13 protein-coding genes are annotated in these 18,462 nt (G+C 39.0%); 3 read left to right on the plus strand and 10 right to left on the minus strand.

The window, feature by feature from the left end; genetic code table 11:
• Window position 1: 1 nt before the first annotated feature.
• The 10 genes from B5X51_RS03720 to B5X51_RS03760 form a co-directional block, all read right to left on the minus strand.
• Window positions 2–3,682, minus strand: a complete 3,681-nt coding sequence (locus tag B5X51_RS03720) for an ATP-binding protein (RefSeq protein ID WP_079719523.1) — start codon at window positions 3,680–3,682, stop codon at window positions 2–4.
• Window positions 3,666–4,241 (minus strand): condensin complex protein MksE, encoded by a 576-nt coding sequence (locus B5X51_RS03725; protein ID WP_079719524.1) that lies wholly within the window; start codon window positions 4,239–4,241, stop codon window positions 3,666–3,668. Before B5X51_RS03725 ends, B5X51_RS03720 begins: the two co-directional genes overlap by 17 nt.
• Window positions 4,242–5,441, minus strand: coding sequence for a hypothetical protein (locus B5X51_RS03730; protein ID WP_079719525.1), 1,200 nt, complete (start codon window positions 5,439–5,441; stop codon window positions 4,242–4,244).
• A 319-nt stretch (window positions 5,442–5,760) separates the two neighbouring features.
• Complete coding sequence (locus B5X51_RS03735) at window positions 5,761–6,216, minus strand: RES family NAD+ phosphorylase (RefSeq protein WP_079719526.1); 456 nt, start codon at window positions 6,214–6,216, stop codon at window positions 5,761–5,763.
• Window positions 6,213–6,668: a type II RES/Xre toxin-antitoxin system antitoxin gene (gene parS, locus B5X51_RS03740; RefSeq protein WP_176132722.1), complete on the minus strand. Its 456-nt coding sequence runs from the start codon at window positions 6,666–6,668 to the stop codon at window positions 6,213–6,215. The genes B5X51_RS03735 and parS overlap by 4 nt, the downstream gene beginning before the upstream one ends.
• Window positions 6,669–7,440: 772 nt before the next feature.
• The gene (locus B5X51_RS03745; RefSeq protein WP_079719528.1) at window positions 7,441–7,899 is read right to left on the minus strand and encodes a DUF6730 family protein; all 459 of its coding nucleotides are present in this window, start codon (window positions 7,897–7,899) and stop codon (window positions 7,441–7,443) included.
• 11 nt (window positions 7,900–7,910) lie between these two features.
• Window positions 7,911–8,381, minus strand: a complete 471-nt coding sequence (locus B5X51_RS03750; RefSeq protein WP_079719529.1) for a hypothetical protein — start codon at window positions 8,379–8,381, stop codon at window positions 7,911–7,913.
• Window positions 8,363–9,310: a VapE domain-containing protein gene (locus B5X51_RS03755; protein WP_245828695.1), complete on the minus strand. Its 948-nt coding sequence runs from the start codon at window positions 9,308–9,310 to the stop codon at window positions 8,363–8,365. Before B5X51_RS03755 ends, B5X51_RS03750 begins: the two co-directional genes overlap by 19 nt.
• A gap of 15 nt (window positions 9,311–9,325) precedes the next feature.
• A complete protein-coding gene (locus tag B5X51_RS16010; RefSeq protein ID WP_245828696.1) occupies window positions 9,326–9,535 on the minus strand; it encodes a hypothetical protein in 210 nt (69 codons plus the stop codon).
• 11 nt (window positions 9,536–9,546) lie between these two features.
• The gene (locus tag B5X51_RS03760) at window positions 9,547–9,834 is read right to left on the minus strand and encodes an excisionase family DNA-binding protein (RefSeq protein WP_079719530.1); all 288 of its coding nucleotides are present in this window, start codon (window positions 9,832–9,834) and stop codon (window positions 9,547–9,549) included.
• Between the two features lie 616 nt (window positions 9,835–10,450).
• Between B5X51_RS03760 and B5X51_RS03765 the strand changes: the two genes are divergently transcribed.
• From B5X51_RS03765 to B5X51_RS03775, 3 genes are read left to right on the plus strand one after another with little or no spacing between them, the layout of a single operon-like run.
• Complete coding sequence (locus B5X51_RS03765) at window positions 10,451–11,665, plus strand: S8 family peptidase (RefSeq protein ID WP_079719531.1); 1,215 nt, start codon at window positions 10,451–10,453, stop codon at window positions 11,663–11,665.
• Window positions 11,666–11,667: 2 nt separating this feature from the next.
• Complete coding sequence (locus B5X51_RS03770; RefSeq protein WP_079719532.1) at window positions 11,668–15,084, plus strand: DUF6603 domain-containing protein; 3,417 nt, start codon at window positions 11,668–11,670, stop codon at window positions 15,082–15,084.
• Window positions 15,081–18,452 (plus strand): hypothetical protein, encoded by a 3,372-nt coding sequence (locus B5X51_RS03775; protein ID WP_079719533.1) that lies wholly within the window; start codon window positions 15,081–15,083, stop codon window positions 18,450–18,452. The genes B5X51_RS03770 and B5X51_RS03775 overlap by 4 nt, the downstream gene beginning before the upstream one ends.
• Window positions 18,453–18,462: the final 10 nt, after the last annotated feature.

The raw sequence follows: 18,462 nt of genomic DNA on the forward strand, positions 1-18,462 counted from the left end.
ACTACAGGCTTTTCGCTGCCGGTATCTTTTGTACCAGTCGTTTTACAGTGGTGAAATTTTTGTTGTTTTTAGACAGGATATAGGTGTACCGATATTCTGTTGCGTTATAACTGGTTGGGGAACCATTGATCAATAGGATATTCCGGTCATTGGCAAATTTCAGGATACCTTTCACATTGTTGGGGTGAAGCCTTCCAATCTCATCCATCATGCAATGAAGTTTAAAATCCTTAAACTTTTTTGAAGCATTGTCTTTAAATACATTCAGCAGCATAATATTGATCATTGCTTTTACTAGCACATCAGTTCCTTCAGATCCTACATTTGAAAGTTTTTCTACCCATTGAGAATCATTGTCATTTTCAACGATCCTGAATTCGAGCCCAAAAGAATCAGAAAGCTTCAATTCATCGGCTTTAAAAAAGTTTATTTCTGTAAGTAACTGCTTAAGAAGCTTTACCGCTCTGGCATTATTACCAGTTTGATCATCTGAAGAAAAAAGATTGGTTTTCCCCAACTGCATTCCGTTTTCATCATTAAAGGCTTTTATTTCAAGCAGGATCTTCATGATCTTATTGGAACTTTCCACCGTCCTCATCGCCATACTTTTTATGGCGCCTACGAAGTTTCTGTCTTTAAAATCTGAATTGATCTTCTGGATAACCCGGTTGATCTCCCCTTCTTTAGAAAGCATATCCCCGGTCTGTTTTCCAATTTGCCTTATGATGTTGGAAAAACGTTCATTGACCCTCGTCTCATATTCAGCAATTTTATCCTCCTCCAGGAATTCCCTTAATTCTTCTGCAAAATTTAGGTAATCATTGATGCTGTTGAAGCGGGTTGGGAAATGGAAAATATTATCTTCCGTAAAATTTCCGGTAAACCTGGTAATTGCTTCCTGTAGGCTGCTGAGTTTTCCAATGCCGGAGTAGTGCTTTTCAGTTATGTTTTCAATCAGTTTGCTTCCGCTGAGTTCAGTTTTGTCTTTCTCATTAAACTGGTTTAAAAGCTTCTCAACTTCAGGAAACCATTCCAGCTTCTTGAAATCCTCATACTTTTCCAGGTCCTGGAAAATCTGTCCCAATTGATCTTTTAGTTCTTTAACCTGTTCACTTTTATTTTTTAGATCTTCTAGAAGGTTGTGTTCCTTACCTCTATATTCTGCTTCTGTTCCTTCCAGTTCTTTATTTAATAAAGATCGGCGGTTCCTGAGGTCCGGCTCTTTATCAAATAATTCCCGCTTGTCCTTTTGATATTCAATGACCAGCGTATTATTGGATTCAATAAGATCCAATTCCCCGACTATTTCCTCCAGGTTTTTATCAATTCCTTCGATCCGTCCGGTATCTGCTCCCTGCTTACCGAGTTCAGATTTTTCCCGGTCTTTTATCTCTTTTGTTCGAACAGCAATTTCTTTCTTTTTATTTGTTACCTGCTCCTTTAATTGCTGAAGAAGGGATTGTAAATTCGTTTCCTCCTGAAGCAACAGGTATTCCTTTTCTTTATTTTTAGCTGAAACATCCCTCTTTACCCGCGCTAGTAATTTGTCCAAAGCATCTTTCGCACTTTGTTTTTCCGCGGCTAATTTTTTTCGATCCTCCTGAAGTTTTTCAAGAGCCTTTGTTTTTTCTGCAGCTGCTTTTTGCTCCAGGTCATGAAGGGAATTTTCTTTTTTTGTCAGCTTTTGTGAAAATTGCTCCTTTTGATAGCTATTAGAGGAAATTTGTTCTTTCAGGCTATTGATCTTAGGACGGAATCTTCTCTTTAAATTCTGCTTTTCTTTTTCCAGGTTTTCTAATGCTTCTTTTTTCCCTAATTGCAGTTTTTCCTTTTCTTCTGAAAGGTTCTGAATTTCCTCCTCATAGTCTTCCAGAGTTTTTACCTGTTTGTCAATTGCGTTTAGATCAAGCTGCACCCCATAAAAGCTACCCGAATTTTCCTCGTTTAATTGCGGATTAAGATCTTTGTTGAAGAGTACGTTTTCTTCATCCACCACTTTTCCAATAGAGCCATCCCAGTTGGGAATGTTATTATTGAGCCATTCATAAAAAGAGCCTTTGCTATCATCTATTTTTCTTTGAACAGACTCAATATTTTTACTGATTTCCTGAAGCGATCTTTCCAGATCATCTATTATAGCCTTAGAACCGTTTTCTGCCTTTGCATTTTCCAGTTCCCATTCTTTTTTCAGGTGGTCTTTTTCCTTTCCGGAATTTTCTATAGTCCTTTCTGCAGTAGTTATTAGTTGTTCCAGCTCCTTTTTCTCCTCTTCCAGAGCTTTGGTTTCTGACTGAAAAAGAGATGTATGTTTAATTTCTACTTCTTTAATTTTTAATTCCTGTAAAGAGAGGTCTTTATCCTGAAACTCTTTTTCGGCAATTGCGATTGCTTCGCGGTGCTGTTTCTTTATCTGCGCGATCAGAGTTTCGTATTTTTCCTGCAGGTTTTCTTTATAAGTGCCAAAGCTCTCCTGGTGCTCCAGTCTTTCCCCTGTGATCTTATTTTTAAACTTTTCAAGCTGCGTTTCAAGTTGATCCAATCTGGCCCGGTATTGTTGTTCAATGGCCTCAAATTTGCCGGTAAGCAACTTTCGTTCCTCCTGTAAACTTTGTCTGCTGAAAATTAACCCCGATTTTCTTTCAGCTCTAAATAAGATTGCCTCAATATTTTTGGCGTCGTAAACCTTCTTTTTCTCTTTCAGGTCCTTGAGTTGGCTGAAGATAATCCCAATTTCTGTTTGCAGCTGTTTCTGGGTTTTTTCAAAGTTGGCTTTAAGTGCCTTCAGGCGATCCTCGGCTTTTGTTTCCGCCGTCGTGGATTTTTCCAGTTTCTCTTCTATTTCTGGCTTGGTGGATTTTATACTGTTCAGAAACCAGCCTAATTGTCGGGAAAAAATTTTCTTTTCCTGTTTCACAAATAAATAGGAACGGTTGGCAGTGGCCACAGCTTCAGCCTGAGAGCGCACGATGATCTTTCCGGCCTTGTTTTTTTGAGACCAGATCTTTATATCATTCAGTTCTGTTTCAAAATTCCGTAGGTGGTTGTGGGCATAGGTGCTTAAATCGATCTTTATCTCTTCTTCGCTAAGAGATTTTATAATGGTTTCCTTGATAAAAGCGGCATCCAGTTTGGAATTCAAAAATACATTCTGAATTGTCCGCGGAATATTTTGATATTGCCTGCTTTCCAGAAGGGCATATTTCCTCAATTCGGTTGCTAGGCCTTTGTTGTTTCCGTAGAGAATATTGCGATAATCCTCGTAGTTGCTAATGATCTTTGTATAATAGACCTCCCTTCCAAAAGCCGTTGTCTGTTCAAAAGTCGGAAAAGCTTTTCCGGTCTCATCTATAAAATAATTCTTATCATACCTGGCATCAAAAAACCGAAATGCCACCCGACCCTGGGATTTAAAGGCTATTACAGAATAGGTAATATCCTCCCGTTTTACCTCATAAATGATATAAGAGTTTTGATATGGGAAATAATATTGATCAAAGTTCTTTTTCTCACGGGGAATACCCAGTTTCGTTTTATCAGCATTATAAAAGAATAGGATTGCCCTTAACAAGGTACTTTTTCCAACACCCTGTGTTCCTATCAAATGGACATTTCCATCCAGATTAATTTCTGCATATTGTGCCGCGGCGCTATTGATGAAGATAATTTTATTCAGGGATCTCATTGGCGATATCTTCAGGGATATTTAAGGTCATTATTAATTCTTCCAGGTATTCAAAGGATGAAAGAACTTTATATGTGTTTGTAATTTCATCCTGCAATTCCAAAAAATTGTCTTTTAATAGATAGTCCACAAGTTTGGAAACCGCTTCTGTATGATTGATCTTCTTTGTGATCTTTTTTAAGGAATTTAATTTCGACTTAAGGTCGGCATCTGTATTCAGCCGCACGGTAATATCTGCAATGCTAAACCGAAATCCGGAGCCAAAAGAATGATCAAAGGTTTTAAAAAAGTCAATAATATCTATCCACTTAAAAGCAATTTCCAGTTTGCGTTCCAGGTTCACCTTTGATTCATTTCGACTAAAATAAAAGTATCCATTGCCTTTTTCCAAGATGAAATTGATATTTCCGAAATAAAAAGTGAGCAGCTCAAAATGATCTTCATCATCCAGGACAGCATATAGTTTGCGATCAAGATCCCTTGAACTGTTGGAACAAATAAATTTTCCTTTGCTCAGCATCTCAAAGATCGCTGCGGTATGTTTTGGGAATTCTTGCATTTAATTTGTTTTTGGATAAACAAGTGTATATTCAATATCCTGAAAAGTTTCATAACTGGAGATGATCTCAAATATCTCTTCATACTGTGAGATCAGCTGGCAATACAGGGTCACCCGCTCTGGAAAAGAAACCTCTTTTAAAAAGTTATAATTCATTAAAAAATTAAAGAGGTTATTTCCAGTAGCCATAAAATTGTTTTTCACCTCCTCCAGGTTAATCAAAACTTCCTCCTGTATTTGAGTATCCAGTTGATCGCGTGAGATATTTTCTGCAACAGGAATTTTTATCTCGGCTTTAGTTTTAATTCGCCCGCTTATCCTCTTTATAGCCTCAAAACCTTCATCTGTAGCCAGAAAATCGGGGGAAAGCTTAACGGGATAGGTCGGTTGCTTTTCAAAAACCACTAAATTCCGTTGACTTAACACCTCTATAATATCAGTACCGTCCTTTATAATAAATTGGTCTTTAAGATATTTTATTTTCCGTAATTTTTCAATTATTCCGCTTTGATATTTGATCTGGTTCAGAAATTCAATGATCTGTTTTTCCGTTTCAATAAGGTTGTGGGAACATTCGATAAGATCCCGTTTGAGCTGAATAATAATATTATTTAGTTCTTCATCCAGGGCGGCTTTAAAGAAAGTTTTCTCTTCGCTTGAAATCAAGTTTTCCGTTTGATATATCAGGTCTAGGATATCAAGTCTTTTACGATCCAGGTTTTCTAGTTTTGCTTTCTTGTTCTTGTAATTGGGTTCGTTTTTAAAAGTGGTATCAATATTACGGCGCAGATCCACGACGTTTTTGAAAGTGCTTAATGCGATCTTTTTAAAGGTATTTTTTATAAACCTTAGGTAATTGTATCTCCTAATCTCATTTTTCTCGTTCAGTAAATAATTAATATTTTCCCGGACGTTTCTAATATTCTCATTGATATAGGAAGTATTTATTTCCTCATTAACCCCCAGCACATTTTCAAAAAAATCCAAGTACTGCGTATCCAGTTCCAGGTAATCTCCATTTTTATAGATAACCGAATGATCGATAAGGAACTGGATCTTCTCTTCCTTATAATCCACCATCTCCAGCGCAAAATCATAGCGGTACACCAGGGATTTTCTCTTTACGAACATTTCAGAAAGCAGCTTTTCCTCCATCTGGAGCGCCCTGAGAAGTTCTTTTAGATTGGAGAAGGTGTTCATTTATAATGGGTTTCTAAAAACCTGAAAGGTAATATTTTTCATTTGTTCTTGTATTTGCAATTTTGGTCTTATAATTCTAAAATGTACAATTTGAGTAACTCAATTCAAATTATCAATCTTAGGGTTGCCATATTTATAAACAATTGAAGCCCTTTTTAGTAAATTAGAAGTACAAAAACTTAACATCATGTGTTATCGTACCAAATTGTCTAAGCTAAGCGAAAGTGAAAATCACACTCACTGAATGCAATTAAAATACATAAGGGCCTATGTTTTCTATTTTTTGTATAGACTAATCAAGATTCTTATGTGCCAAGGTTTATTTTATTAACCGGTCATCAATTTCAAAAGGATAGTTTTTTCTGATCTTAATTTTACCGGAATCCGGATGATCCACATTAATTAAAAAGTTCATTTCATTAGGATTTACAGCACTTGGCACTTGTAGTATTAAATATTTATTTGCCATAATCCAATCTTTTCCCAGAAATTTGATTTTATCAGGTGCAGGATATTTATTCCAATCCTTAGGTAAATCTTTTAGCCTTAGTTTCTGAATGCTATTATCCGGGATTTCTATTTCTGCGATGTAAAGGTCATTTGGCAAGAGATCAAAATCTACGTGAACTAATTTTTCTAAAATAGCCAAAGAGGAAGTTGATGCGCAATATAAAACAGGAAAGCCTTTAGGGTTCCAGCGACCTCCCGTTATTTTAGCCCCGGTTCCGCTTAAATCTTTAATCCACTTTTTCTTGGCAATTCTATAGACAATCATGAGAAAACTCCATGTTCTATTCTAAGTAACTCATCCATAACCAAATCAATCCCCATGCTGGTTTCAATTAGACCTATTGGTTTCGAATTTGCCAGAGATTTATTGGGGCGATCCAGCCAGGCAATAAATTTTTCTTTTTCATTAAAAACATCAATTCCCTTGTGGAAAAGACGGGTAAGTTCTATTAATCGCTCCGAAGAATTAATATCCATAGTCTTTTCGGGAGAATAGCGCTGAAGGGTTCTTTCGGAAACGTGAATCAATTTGGCTACCTGTTTTAGCGTCAAACTTGAATGTTTGATAAAAGAGTTTACTGAATTCCGGTGCAAACCTTCCTTTAAAACCTTTAGGTAAGCAAAAGAAGCATTCCCCTTATTTAAGGAGAGTGATTTGAGGTCCAGCCATTTTGCTACTGTTTCTCTTTCTTTTTTATGATTAATTGTTTCCACCATATCAAGCGCCATTTATCACAAATATAATGACAAATGACGTAATATTTCCTTTTTAAGTCATTTTTAATTATAAATCTGGCAGGGAAAACACATAAACCTAAGTCTCATCCAATATTTTTTCAATACGATCAAGAAGATAAGCTTTCGTCTCTTTAAGCTTTGCATTGATCTTTCATTTTAATTGGATAGGCTGAAAACTTCCCGGAACTGAACCATGAAATTTTTTAATTCCCGTTAAGACTTTATCTTTTCAGTTGCTTTAATCGGTATTGATAATCCTGAATTTAATTTCGTCGGTTAGCTCCCTATAAAAAAACACCCGTGTTAATTAGATAACTTCATCTGAATGTTCCTTAATGCCCAACATGATCTGATCGAATTGTTTTAGCCTTAGAGCTACCTGTTCTACCAAATTTTAAACTTATATTTTAACCTCCTGCCCCCATGTCTACCATAACTTACCTGCGCCGGATCCTATGCTGTTTTTATAGTGTACGGGAAGTTAAGCGTAAAGTAAAAACAGCATAGGGAGCAACCTACTTATATTTATTAAATCAGTAAATTTCCGCCTGTTTACAGGGCTTTTCAACTCATTTACTGGTAATGTCCACTTATTTTCTATTGATTAAAAAAAATTGAATTTCAAGGCAAGCCGCAAAGCTTTCAAATCTCGATTATCGAGTAAATTTTTGCCGCAAATTTCAACGGTTTTACTGGGGTTTCAGGCCATTTGACGCAATTTTACTAATTTTTTCTACAGGGGCATTTGTCATTACAAACCCTGGTATCCATCCTCTAGCCACTCGCAGTAAGCTTCCTGGATTTCCGGATATGCTGCAAAATAATCTTCATAATGTTTATGCTGAGATTCCATGATCGTCTGGTAGACTTCAAAATTTTCTTCTACTTTTTCTTTCGAGGTGTAGCCGAAATACCCCACTGAACCCAGAACAATAATTCCTGAGATTCCAAAAAGGATCAGCAGGTAATTAGGTATAACCCTGGCATGTTTTAATTTCCGGTCTATCCCTTTAAGGATTTCATCCGTTTTTTCCTTTTCCGCTTCCTGCTTTAGCAGAAATGTGTTCAGGTTCTTTTCCAATGCTTCTGCACTAATGGGAATGCTCATCTTAGCCAATTGTCCCGAAAGCTTTTGGAGTTCCAGGACAGCAGTTTTAAAATCCTTCATTTCATCGGCCATCAATTCCATAATTTCGTCTAGTTTTTTCATCACTTAAAGTTTTAATATCCCATACCTATTCCGGTATCTCTTATTATTTTTATTGCTCCTTTTACAAGTTCTTTAGCTATTTTAGTAGATAGATTGCTGCTTAGTTGTACCGTCTTATCCAATACCTGGAAGGTTTTAGGTACTTCCTTTAGCCTCGTAAAACTCCTGTTTTGGGAGATCTGGGGAATTAATCTATTTCCGCTCATCGAACGGTCCACTTCACTGGCTTTTAGGTTTACTCCTTTATATGCTACCCGAAAGCCCTGCAGCTGGTTAGCTTTGTTAATGGTGGGGATCACTTCTACTTTATGGGCTTTCATTTTACTGATGTACTCATCCATCGATTTTGGTCTGTTTTGAAGCACCCGGTCATTAATATTTTTGATTTCCTGTCTTAAGCCTTTTAACTCGTGAAGTTTTTCCTTCTGTACTTCCCGAACCCTGGTAAGTCCTAATTCCTTGGCTACATTATCGGCTGCCACCTGGGTTTGATCAGGTAGCCATATATCCCACCTTGACGTTGTTTTACCCTTTCATAGTTCAGGGCTTTTAGTGCCCTTCCCATATAGTACATGTTCAATCGCGGATTGATACAATTGAGTTGTAGGACGATATCTGATGCCGTTTTAAAATCGGCAGGATCTGAACTTCTGAGATAATATTTAGCGAGCAATTCTTCCTCCATACTGGCTTCCCGATAGGTCTTGTTCCTTTCATCATTTGCAACAATATCCTCCAGGGTCAATTCAGGGCAGAATTGTTCATCCACATAAGCCAGGTAATAAGCCTGAGCCCATACTTTATCGATATCTATTTCCCGGGAATAAGCGAAGTCAATTTTACCAATAAGCTCAAAGCATAGCCAACGCACAGAACCGGTTTCATCATTTAGAAATGTTGCCCTGTTTGTAGAATCAATAAAACTGCAGGTTCTTCTCAGGATTGAGTTTTTACGATCATAAGGCAGTCTTTCATTGATCATTGTTTTAGAGAAATAAGCTTTAAGGGCATTTATTTCTCTTTTAGCCAGCACAGATAATTCGTCTAAATTGATGATGAAGTTTCTGGTAAGCTGAATCCTGGCATCTTTATCTGTGGTCATATCTTCAGCAAAATACCTGTTTAGGGCAGGTGGACAAAGAAACCTGCACCAGGTCGACTTCCCTGAATTTTGTTCTGAATGCACCAGCACCAAACATTGCTTATTGAAATAGTTTTCATCCAATGCACCCCTAACTGTACTCACCAGCCATTTCCTGAAATGGTAAAGGAATTGTTCAGGTTCTTTGGTGAGAAGATAGGAAGCGAGTGTTCTTATATGATCTCCACCCAACCATTTTGGAAGCTTATCAAAGTATTCCGCGATTGGGTTAAATCTTGAAATCAGGTTAGACCGTAAATAGATATCCAATTTCCCCGGATTGATCTAAATGTTTGATTTCGCTAATTCTATAAGCAAAGAGTTCACTTCAAAATCTTCCCAGGTGTTTGCTTCCCTAATGGAGATCTGAAACTCGTGGGATATTTCATTAAACCGGATATCATATTTCTCAGAAACATACTCATCCACAAAGTCATAGATGGTTTTTTTCTTCTGCTCGGAAACATGATAGAGTTTGGATTCAGCTTTCTTCATAGCTCCCATCTTTAAAACCTTTTATTTCTAAAAGTATATTCTACTGCTCCCCGTTTAATTTCATCTTTAGAGGAATGACTATTATTCAATAACCAGTTATCCAGTTTCTCACGAGAGAGGAAGATCAATTTACCTCTGGGTTTAGAGAACGGAATTTCTCCCCTGGCGGTAAGTTTATACATGTAACTCCTTGATAACCCTGTATAATCACAAGCCTGATCAAAAGTCAATACGGCTTTCTGAGCGCGGACTAATTTCTCTATACGGTCCAGTTGCTCTAACATTTTTAGTTCGTTCATTTTTGAAATATTTAAGTTAGAAAATGAATAAAAGCGCTTTTGTAATTCGAATTCTGGAACCAAAACTAATAAAGGAAGGAATGGAGTGTGTATGCATTGCATACCAGGGATGTAATATCGTTTGTTAAGTATACAATTCAAAGAAAAAGATTTGAATTATATGTGATCACATATAAATTTCTGGGAAACATCATTTTTATATGGGAAAGCATATAACACCTGCCAAACTTTAATTCCTTCTCATTAAAAAAATTAAAAAGTTGAGATCAACGAAACCTTTGCTTTTTGAATCCTGAGCCAGCTGAGAACGGGAAATTTGAAAATGTATATAATGTATAAAGTGTCAAAAAAAATTATATAGAGTATATAGAATTAAGATGTTTAAAACAAAAAATTATGAATAACATTCAATTTAATAAACTTTTCATATTTTTTTAAAAATCCAATTTATTTTTTTATAACTTTATGCAAATCAAGCTTTTGAATATGACAAATGGACTAGAATAACCTTCCCTACATTAATTTTTTATTAAGCCGGTCATCGCCTCATAGTTCAACTCCAAAACTAGCGAGCTTGAAAAATTTTAATATCAATGTATAATTTTAAGTAACCGGTATGCCTAACTACGACCCAAACGGAAACGAATGGCCATTAGAAATGTGCAAGGTTAAAGAAGCCTGGGAACTTACCCTACCTCCTCATGGGGAGGGAAAAAATAAGGGTGAAAGTATCGCTATTGTCCATCCCGATACTGGTTGGACCAATCATCCCGAATTACTTAACGGCAGATATCTTACAGGAATTCATTCTAAAAATTTTTTGGACAGTAATTTTTTAAACCCTAATCCTTCCGCTGAAGACAAATTAGAATTTTTAGGTATCAGACATCCCAGTCACGGAACCACTACTGCAAGTCTAATGTTCAGTGATGAGGGTCACCCTAAGAATAATCCTTCCAATGTTAATTTTCCCGATTATACCGTTCCCTTAAATAAATTTGTAACCGGAATTGCGCCAAAATCCTATGTTCTTCCTTTAAGGGTTATAAACTCGGTACTACTAAGTACATCGCAATCTTATTCAACACCTGTTGTTTCCAAAAACACATATAGCACACTTGCAGACAGTATTTATTTCGCTCTGGGATTAAATAATCTACAGTATGGAGTCATTTCTATGAGTGTAGGTGGAATTCGGTCTCCCCGCAATCTTGAGATGGCATTGAAAACAGCCAGACAAAAAGGGTTTATTTCCGTAGCCGCGGGCGGGCAATTTGCAGGGAATATGGTACTTAAAGATCCTATCTTTCCAGGTACTAGTATACATACTATAGCAACTGCAGGTTGCGATAAAAATTTTAATGCACCTAGTGAGGCATTTTACGGCCCTGAAATCGAAGTAACTGCTCCGGGTTGGGGGTTAACAGTTTCACGAAGTCATATTTTATCACCAAATTTTCGAATTGATGACAATAGTGATGGAACCTCCTACTCCACAGCCTTAATCGCGGGTGCCTGTGCGTTATGGCAGGCATATCATGGGCGTTCGCAGCTCATAAAAAAATATGGAAGACCTCTGCTTTTGGATGTTTTCAGAATATGTCTGGCCAATAGTAGCGAAATTCCAGATGGGCAAACGGGATTTAACAAAACGGGAGGTGTTGTGGGAAATGCACAGTTTGAATATGACAACCGGGGCAATGGTGTCTTGAATGCTGAAGAGTTACTAAAATACTCCCTGCCAACTTTTGAGAAAGCCAAAGAAGTTGCAGAATACAATCAATGGAAAGAAGAAAACTGGGGTGACCCCTCAGATTGGGGAAGAGAATAACGATGGAAAAAGAACAACTCATAAAGGAATTTAGCTGGCTGTTGCAGCCATTAGCACGCGCGGCTAGCAGCAAAGAAAATCTAGAGGATTTCCTGAAGCATTTTGGCCATCAGGTGAGCCAGCCTGATTTGGGCGCTATGTTTCCTGAATTTGAAGTTCTGGGGACTGCAATTGACAACCTGATAGAGCAAGCTGAAAACGGGGAAATTGAAGTTGCGGAAGTCCTGACGGAAATCACCCGGTTTTTCTTAAGTATCCAGGCACTTGCTGATAATACCGCAGTTAAAAATTACTTTGTCTCGAGTTTCTTTCCTGAAGTGTTCGATTACCTAGTACTGCAGTACCTTTCAGTTCACAAACCTGAAGTGGTTTCTGTGATGGAAGCTCTGGGAGTACTTGATATTCAAATTGAAAACAGAGATATTGACTACAAAAAAATAGTTCTCGATTTTGAAAAAGTTTCCACCTTTGTTACTGATAATAAGAAGTGGCTCAAAGAAGTCTATGGCTGGAAAGGCAATCCCAGCCTCCCCAAAGAAAAACGGCTGGATTATGAGCAGATACTTAATGTGCTTGAGCTTGTTCTCGAATCTTACGGGTTATCGCTTGTTTATGTGAAAGAACTTACCGCTGCGCAACTGCAGGGTTTTCTGAAGAATATTCCGGGAGGCGAAAAGTTTTTCGGAGCTTCCTTGCCTCTGATACAGGAGGAGGTTAGCAGTGTGGATGAAAACGGGGAACCGGTGTTTGCGGTTGAGGCGGGAATAAAATTATTACCCTTTGGTGATATATCCAGTCCTTCTAGTCTGGGAATTGCCATAACCCCATATGCCAAAGGGAACTTAAACGAGAATATAGAAATATCTGAAAACCTGGGTTTAAAGGTAGATATTTCGGGAGATGCAGATGCAGATGCTGAAGTCTATCTTGCCATCACGCCCGATGGAATTTCAAGTAAAGGGGGAACAGCAGACGTTAGCGGCGGCTTTCAAATGCTGTTGACCTATGCGAAGCCATCTGATGAAAATCTGGAGATTTTCGACATTCAGGGTCTGGCCAAATTAATGGCCAAAAAGCTTACTGCCGGCGTGGGCGGCGATTTGAAGGGCAACGCACATCTTTCTGCCGGAGTAAAGGATTTGGAGTTTTCAATAGACCTTTCCGAAGACGGCTTGTTAGGTAATTTCCTTTCAGATCCTATCATACTGTTTATAGGTGATATGGGGGTGAAGTGGCAGTATGGGAAAGGTATAAGTTTCGAGGGCGGGAATAACCTGGCAATTCAGGTACCTCTTCATATCGACTTAAGTGTAATGGAAATTAATGCCTTTGGTATAGAGCTTGGTCTTGAAGATAACACCAGCCTCATTACTACCCTTTCGGGAAATCTAAATCTGGGGGTCATCAAAGCTTCTATAGATTCTATTGGTAGTCGCATCAATATTATAAAAAGCGATAATGGAGTATTGGGCAAAAACGACTTTCAGTTCGATTTTCAACCTCCCAAAGGCGTGGGCCTGTCTATAGATGCCGGCGTAGTAAAAGGAGGTGGTTTTGTAAAGTTTTATCCTGAAAAAGGCGAATACTCAGGATTTCTTGAACTTACGTTTAGTGAGATCATTTCATTAAAAGCAATTGGTATAATCAACACCAAAATGCCAGATGGTTCCGAGGGATTTTCCCTTCTGGTGATCATTTCTGCGGAATTTGGTTCCGGTATTCAGCTCGGCTTCGGCTTTACACTGCTTGGTGTAGGCGGACTTTTAGGGCTAAATCGTACCATGAAATTGGATGCACTGGCCACCGGGGTTCGTACTGGGGCAGTGAATGGTATTATGTTCCCTACGAACATTATAGAGAACGCTCCACGCATCATTAGTGATCTTCAGGATTTTTTTCCCGTGCAGCAGGATAGGTTTCTTATAGGTCCAATGGCCAAACTCGGCTGGGGCACTCCTACCCTAATAAGTATTTCTCTAGGGATTATTATTGAGATCCCGGGAAATATCGCTATTCTGGGAATTTTGAAAATCGTTTTACCCACTGAGGAAGCCTCGCTTATAAAACTGCAAGTAAACTTTATAGGTGCCATTGAATTCGACAAGGAACGTCTTTGGTTTTTTGCCAGTATGTACGACTCCCGGGTTTTATTTTATACCCTTGAAGGTGAAATGGGTATGCTGGTTGGCTGGGGAGCAAAAGCTAATTTTGTTTCAAGTGTAGGCGGCTTCCATCCAGCATTTAAGCCCCCTACCCTTCCCTTTCCTAATCCTGTACGTATTTCTCTGAGTATTTTAAACGAATCCTGGGGAAAAATACGCGTGATGGCCTATTTTGCAGTAACCTCTAATACTGCTCAATTTGGTGCTAAAGCTGAGCTGTACTTTGGATTCAGCGAACTCAAGATCGAAGGTCATATAGGTTTTGATGCATTATTCCAGTTTTCACCTTTCTATATGATTATCCAGCTTTCGGCTTCTCTTTCGGTCAAGGTTTTTGGTATTGGACTTTTCAGCGTGCGCGTAAAAATGTCACTTGAAGGCCCTGCCCCCTGGTATGCTCACGGCACCGGATCAATTTCGCTGCTATTCTTTGATATCGATGTCGACTTCGACTTTACCTGGGGAGAAGAAAAAGATACCAGGCTACCCCCAATATCAATTATGCCCCTTCTCATCGAGGAATTTGAAAAACAGGAAAACTGGAAAGCACTAGTACCTGTGAACAATAATTTACTAGTGAGCTTGCGGAAGATAGATTCCGTAGCCGAACTGGTCCTGCATCCGGTAGGTACCCTACAGGTAATACAACGGGCTATCCCACTTGAACTTACTTTGGATAAGATGGGAAGTCAAAAACCCGATGACGCTAATTTTTTCAGCGTGGATCCCGAGGGCAGCGAATTGTCAAAAATTAAAACTCTTGATGAAGATTTCGCCATTGCTCAGTTCAAGGAATTAAAAGATGCTGAAAAGCTTAGCAGTCCTTCTTTCCAGCCAATTCAGGGAGGGATGGAACTTTCTATTAGCGGAGAACAGCTAAAAACCGGGAAAACGGTAAAGAGACATGTCCGATATGAACTGATCACGGTAGATACAAACTATAAACGCGGCAGAAAAGCTTTCTTTAAATTCTTAAAAAGTCTATTTGGTGTTTTTCTTCGGGGTAATACTGTTTCTCGCGCAGATATCTCTTATCAAACAAATAGAAACCTGCAACCTTTCGATTCAAAAATAAACATACAAGAGCCCGGTTTTTCTGTGGCTAAGATCTCGAACAATACTGTTTTTGATGCTGAGGCACATTTTAGCAGTCAGGCACAGGCAAAAGAATATATGCAGGCGCAACTTCTGGTACACCCTGAACTGGAAGATGAACTACACGTCCTGCCCAATAACGAAATCAATCCAGCGGCATGAGTGATACAATTTCCACATATACTTTTTTACCCTGGCTTAGACAGGGAATTGCCAATAAGATAGGTACCACTGGCAGCGCTTCTGGACGTGCCACTATCCCAATTTCTTTGAAATTGAAAGGTAAGGCCCTGCAAGGAGCGGACCTGGAGCATACCATTAACCGGCAGATCGCACTTTACGGCCCCGGTGATATTATCGGGATAGATAAAAAAGCAATTGTAAAAAACGAGCCCCGTAATTGGATCACCAATTTTGAACCCAACTACATGCCTTACATCGAATTTTACGATGAGGATTTTCCCTGGCGATATTCACCCGTAGCGGTAGATCAAAAAGACAGATTAAAGCCCTGGGTGGCTTTAGTAGTTTTAAAAGAAGATGAATTTGAGGAGTCTAAAAACATGCAGGATAAGCCTTTGGCATATATTAAAGTCACCGATACTTCGGCTTCTTTTCAACCCGCTGATCAACTATGGGCCTGGGCACATGTACATGTAAATGAAGCTATTATTGATGAGGAGGAGAAAATTATGGCTAAAAGTGCCTCTGATATCAAAAATGTACTTTCTGAATTACAGGATCTACTGGCAAAAAATCCCGATCTGGCTTATTCCAGATTGATGTGTCCACGAAAACTGGAACCTAATGTTTCCTACCATGCTTTTTTAATCCCGTCATTCGAAACCGGTAGACTTTCCGGCCTGGGACTGGATCCTTCCAAAAGTCCCGATACAGGAACCGGTGCCTGGGAAGATTATAACAATAAGCAGGATAACAATCTATTTCCTGTTTATCATCGATGGAATTTTAAAACCGGTACCCTTGGCGATTTTGAATATCTAGTACGCTTACTTGAGCCGAAACAAATTGACAGCCGTGTAGGCCGCAGGCCAATAGACGTACAGCACCCAGGTTCAAATGTTCGTGGAATAACTGATCCTGAACTGGGGGGTATACTCAAACTCGGTGGAGCTTTAAAGATCCCTTTTGATACTTTGAGCGAAACTGACAAGGAAGAAGTGAACAAATATGATAACTGGGATCAGGATCCTTACCCCCATTATTTTCAAAAAGATCTGGCGGCATTTATTAATCTGGCCGATGAATATTCCGTTAAAACGGCGGCCAGAGCTAATAAAGATGCGGAAATTGGTCTTGATCCGCAAATTAACGAAGAGGACAAAGATCCTCTTATCACTGCACCTCTCTATGGCCGATGGCACGCGCTGCAGCAACGCTTGCTTCAATCACGGGAAGGTAGCGAAGTTCCCAATAAACAAAACTGGATACATGAACTTAATCTTGATCCCCGTTACCGGGTACCAGCTGGGTTTGGAACTGGAGTGATCCAGAAAAATCAGGAAGAATATATGGAGGCCGCATGGAAACAAGTAGGTGATATCCTTGAGGCAAATCGCAAGATTCGTCAGGCTCAGATGGCCAGGGAAGCTTCCTGGGTTTGGTATGACAAACACCTGCGACCTACTGTAGAGGCAAATCCCGAAAAAGCATTTTTTATCACTCGTCCGGTTCAAGCACGTGCAATGGTAAAATCGAACAATGGCGAAGAAAGTTCCATGCAAACAGTTTACTATACGGTAAAAAAAAGCCGTATCCCACTTGTGGTAACTTCTACGGCGATGCGGCGAATATTGCGGCCAGGCAGCCGTTTGATGAAAAACCTGCCTTTTGATCAGAATGTAAAAAGATCAAATTTAATCGAGCGAATCAATAAGGCTGAAGTTTATCCTGCTCCGCCAAAAATAGTGCCGGAAGACCTGCCCACTGTGGAAGATGTAAGGACAGAAGGCAACAACACCATTCCAGAATTCGTCGTTGCCTGGATCAAAAAGTATTCCTGGCTTAAAACTTTGTTAATCATCCTGATGATCATTTTATTTTTTGTGATGATGTTCGCCCCTGGGGGTGTAATACTTACCGCTTTTTATACGCTTTTATTTATAGGATCGGTCGTAGCTCTAACCCGTTACAATAAATGGAAAAAGCAAATAGAAGCTACACAAGAGCTCAAAGAAGAGTATATCAGCCCCGAATATGTGGACAAGATGCCTAAAAGCTCCGATTTCAATATTACTCTTGCTGATTCTGGATTTACACCAAAATTTGGCGATAATGACAGTTCTGAAGCGGTTAAATTTAAAAATGCATTGCGAGACAATTTCAATTTGATAGAACAAAGCCGGGTTTTAGGCGAACAACCTGAGAAGCCAAAAATAGAACTTCCGGAACTGGTGCAGGCTACCTTTACCGCTATAAATCCACAATTCACTATTCCCAAATTGGTGGATAGTATAGTTTTCCTTCCTCCACGTATAAAAGAAAAAATGAAAGAACAATTCGTTGAGGCCATGGCTTACCCCGAATTTGATATTCCGATGTACAAACCGCTAAAAAATATATCAGCAGAATTGTTTTTACCGAATATCAATTTTATCGGCCAGAACAGTATTTCGCTGCTTGAAACCAATCAAAAATTCATCGAAGCCTATATGGTAGGGCTTAATCACGAATTTGCACGTGAATTGCTTTGGAGGGAATATTCTACCGATCAGCGGGGAAGCTATTTTCGACAGTTTTGGGATGTATCTTCCCATTTGCCCGAGAAAGGATTTACCGAAGAAGAATGGAAAGAGAAAATGCGGGATATTCCGCCGTTGCACCGATGGAGTAAATTTTCAAAACTGGGTGATCATGATCACCGTGAAGAAGCCGGGGAAAAAGAAAATGAGGTAGTTCTTGTTATAAGAGGTGAACTACTGAAAAAATATCCTAATGCCGTGATCTATGCACATAGAGCTGCCTGGCAAACAAAAGATAATGGCAGCATTGATTCCCGAAAGGAACGGGTGCTAAAAGAACTTACGCAGGCGGAAGCCGAAAATCCTCCAAAAACAGTAGTAAAAACTCCACTGTATGAAGCCAAAGTAGATCCCGACATCACCTTTTTTGGTTTTGATCTTACAGCAGAAGAAGCCCGTGGAGGTACAGGAGATGAGGAAGGAGATGGAAATAAGCCAGGTTGGTTCTTTGTTATAAAGGAACGTCCTGGGGAACCTACATTTGGTCTGGATATCGAAGCGGATGAAGAGAACATAGATGTATGGAATGGTCTTTCCTGGAAACGCGTGTCACCTAACGGAAATTTTCTTGAAATCAATACTAGTATGGAGGAGATAATAATAGGGGAATTTGATCCAGATTCAGAAGAAGAAAAAAAGGAACAAAATAGAGAAGATAAAAACATAGTATGGAATAAAGATATGAATGCTGCCGAGCTTGCTTATGTACTGTACCAGGTGCCGGTAATGGTGGCCGTACACGCTGCTGAAATGCTACCAAAACCTTAAAGTTTAAAAT

This window comes from Salegentibacter holothuriorum (assembly GCF_900168045.1).
Taxonomy (GTDB): domain Bacteria; phylum Bacteroidota; class Bacteroidia; order Flavobacteriales; family Flavobacteriaceae; genus Salegentibacter; species Salegentibacter holothuriorum.

Excerpts from the sequence above, each read along its gene's own strand:
- B5X51_RS03720 (WP_079719523.1), bottom strand. The coding sequence starts at position 3,682 with ATGAGATCCCTGAATAAAATTATCTTCATCAATAGCGCCGCGGCACAA.
- B5X51_RS03725 (WP_079719524.1), bottom strand. The coding sequence starts at position 4,241 with ATGCAAGAATTCCCAAAACATACCGCAGCGATCTTTGAGATGCTGAGC.
- B5X51_RS03730 (WP_079719525.1), bottom strand. The coding sequence starts at position 5,441 with ATGAACACCTTCTCCAATCTAAAAGAACTTCTCAGGGCGCTCCAGATG.
- B5X51_RS03735 (WP_079719526.1), bottom strand. The coding sequence starts at position 6,216 with ATGATTGTCTATAGAATTGCCAAGAAAAAGTGGATTAAAGATTTAAGC.
- parS (WP_176132722.1), bottom strand. The coding sequence starts at position 6,668 with ATGGTGGAAACAATTAATCATAAAAAAGAAAGAGAAACAGTAGCAAAA.
- B5X51_RS03745 (WP_079719528.1), bottom strand. The coding sequence starts at position 7,899 with ATGAAAAAACTAGACGAAATTATGGAATTGATGGCCGATGAAATGAAG.
- B5X51_RS16010 (WP_245828696.1), bottom strand. The coding sequence starts at position 9,535 with ATGAAGAAAGCTGAATCCAAACTCTATCATGTTTCCGAGCAGAAGAAA.
- B5X51_RS03760 (WP_079719530.1), bottom strand. The coding sequence starts at position 9,834 with ATGAACGAACTAAAAATGTTAGAGCAACTGGACCGTATAGAGAAATTA.
- B5X51_RS03765 (WP_079719531.1), top strand. The coding sequence starts at position 10,451 with ATGCCTAACTACGACCCAAACGGAAACGAATGGCCATTAGAAATGTGC.
- B5X51_RS03770 (WP_079719532.1), top strand. The coding sequence starts at position 11,668 with ATGGAAAAAGAACAACTCATAAAGGAATTTAGCTGGCTGTTGCAGCCA.
- B5X51_RS03775 (WP_079719533.1), top strand. The coding sequence starts at position 15,081 with ATGAGTGATACAATTTCCACATATACTTTTTTACCCTGGCTTAGACAG.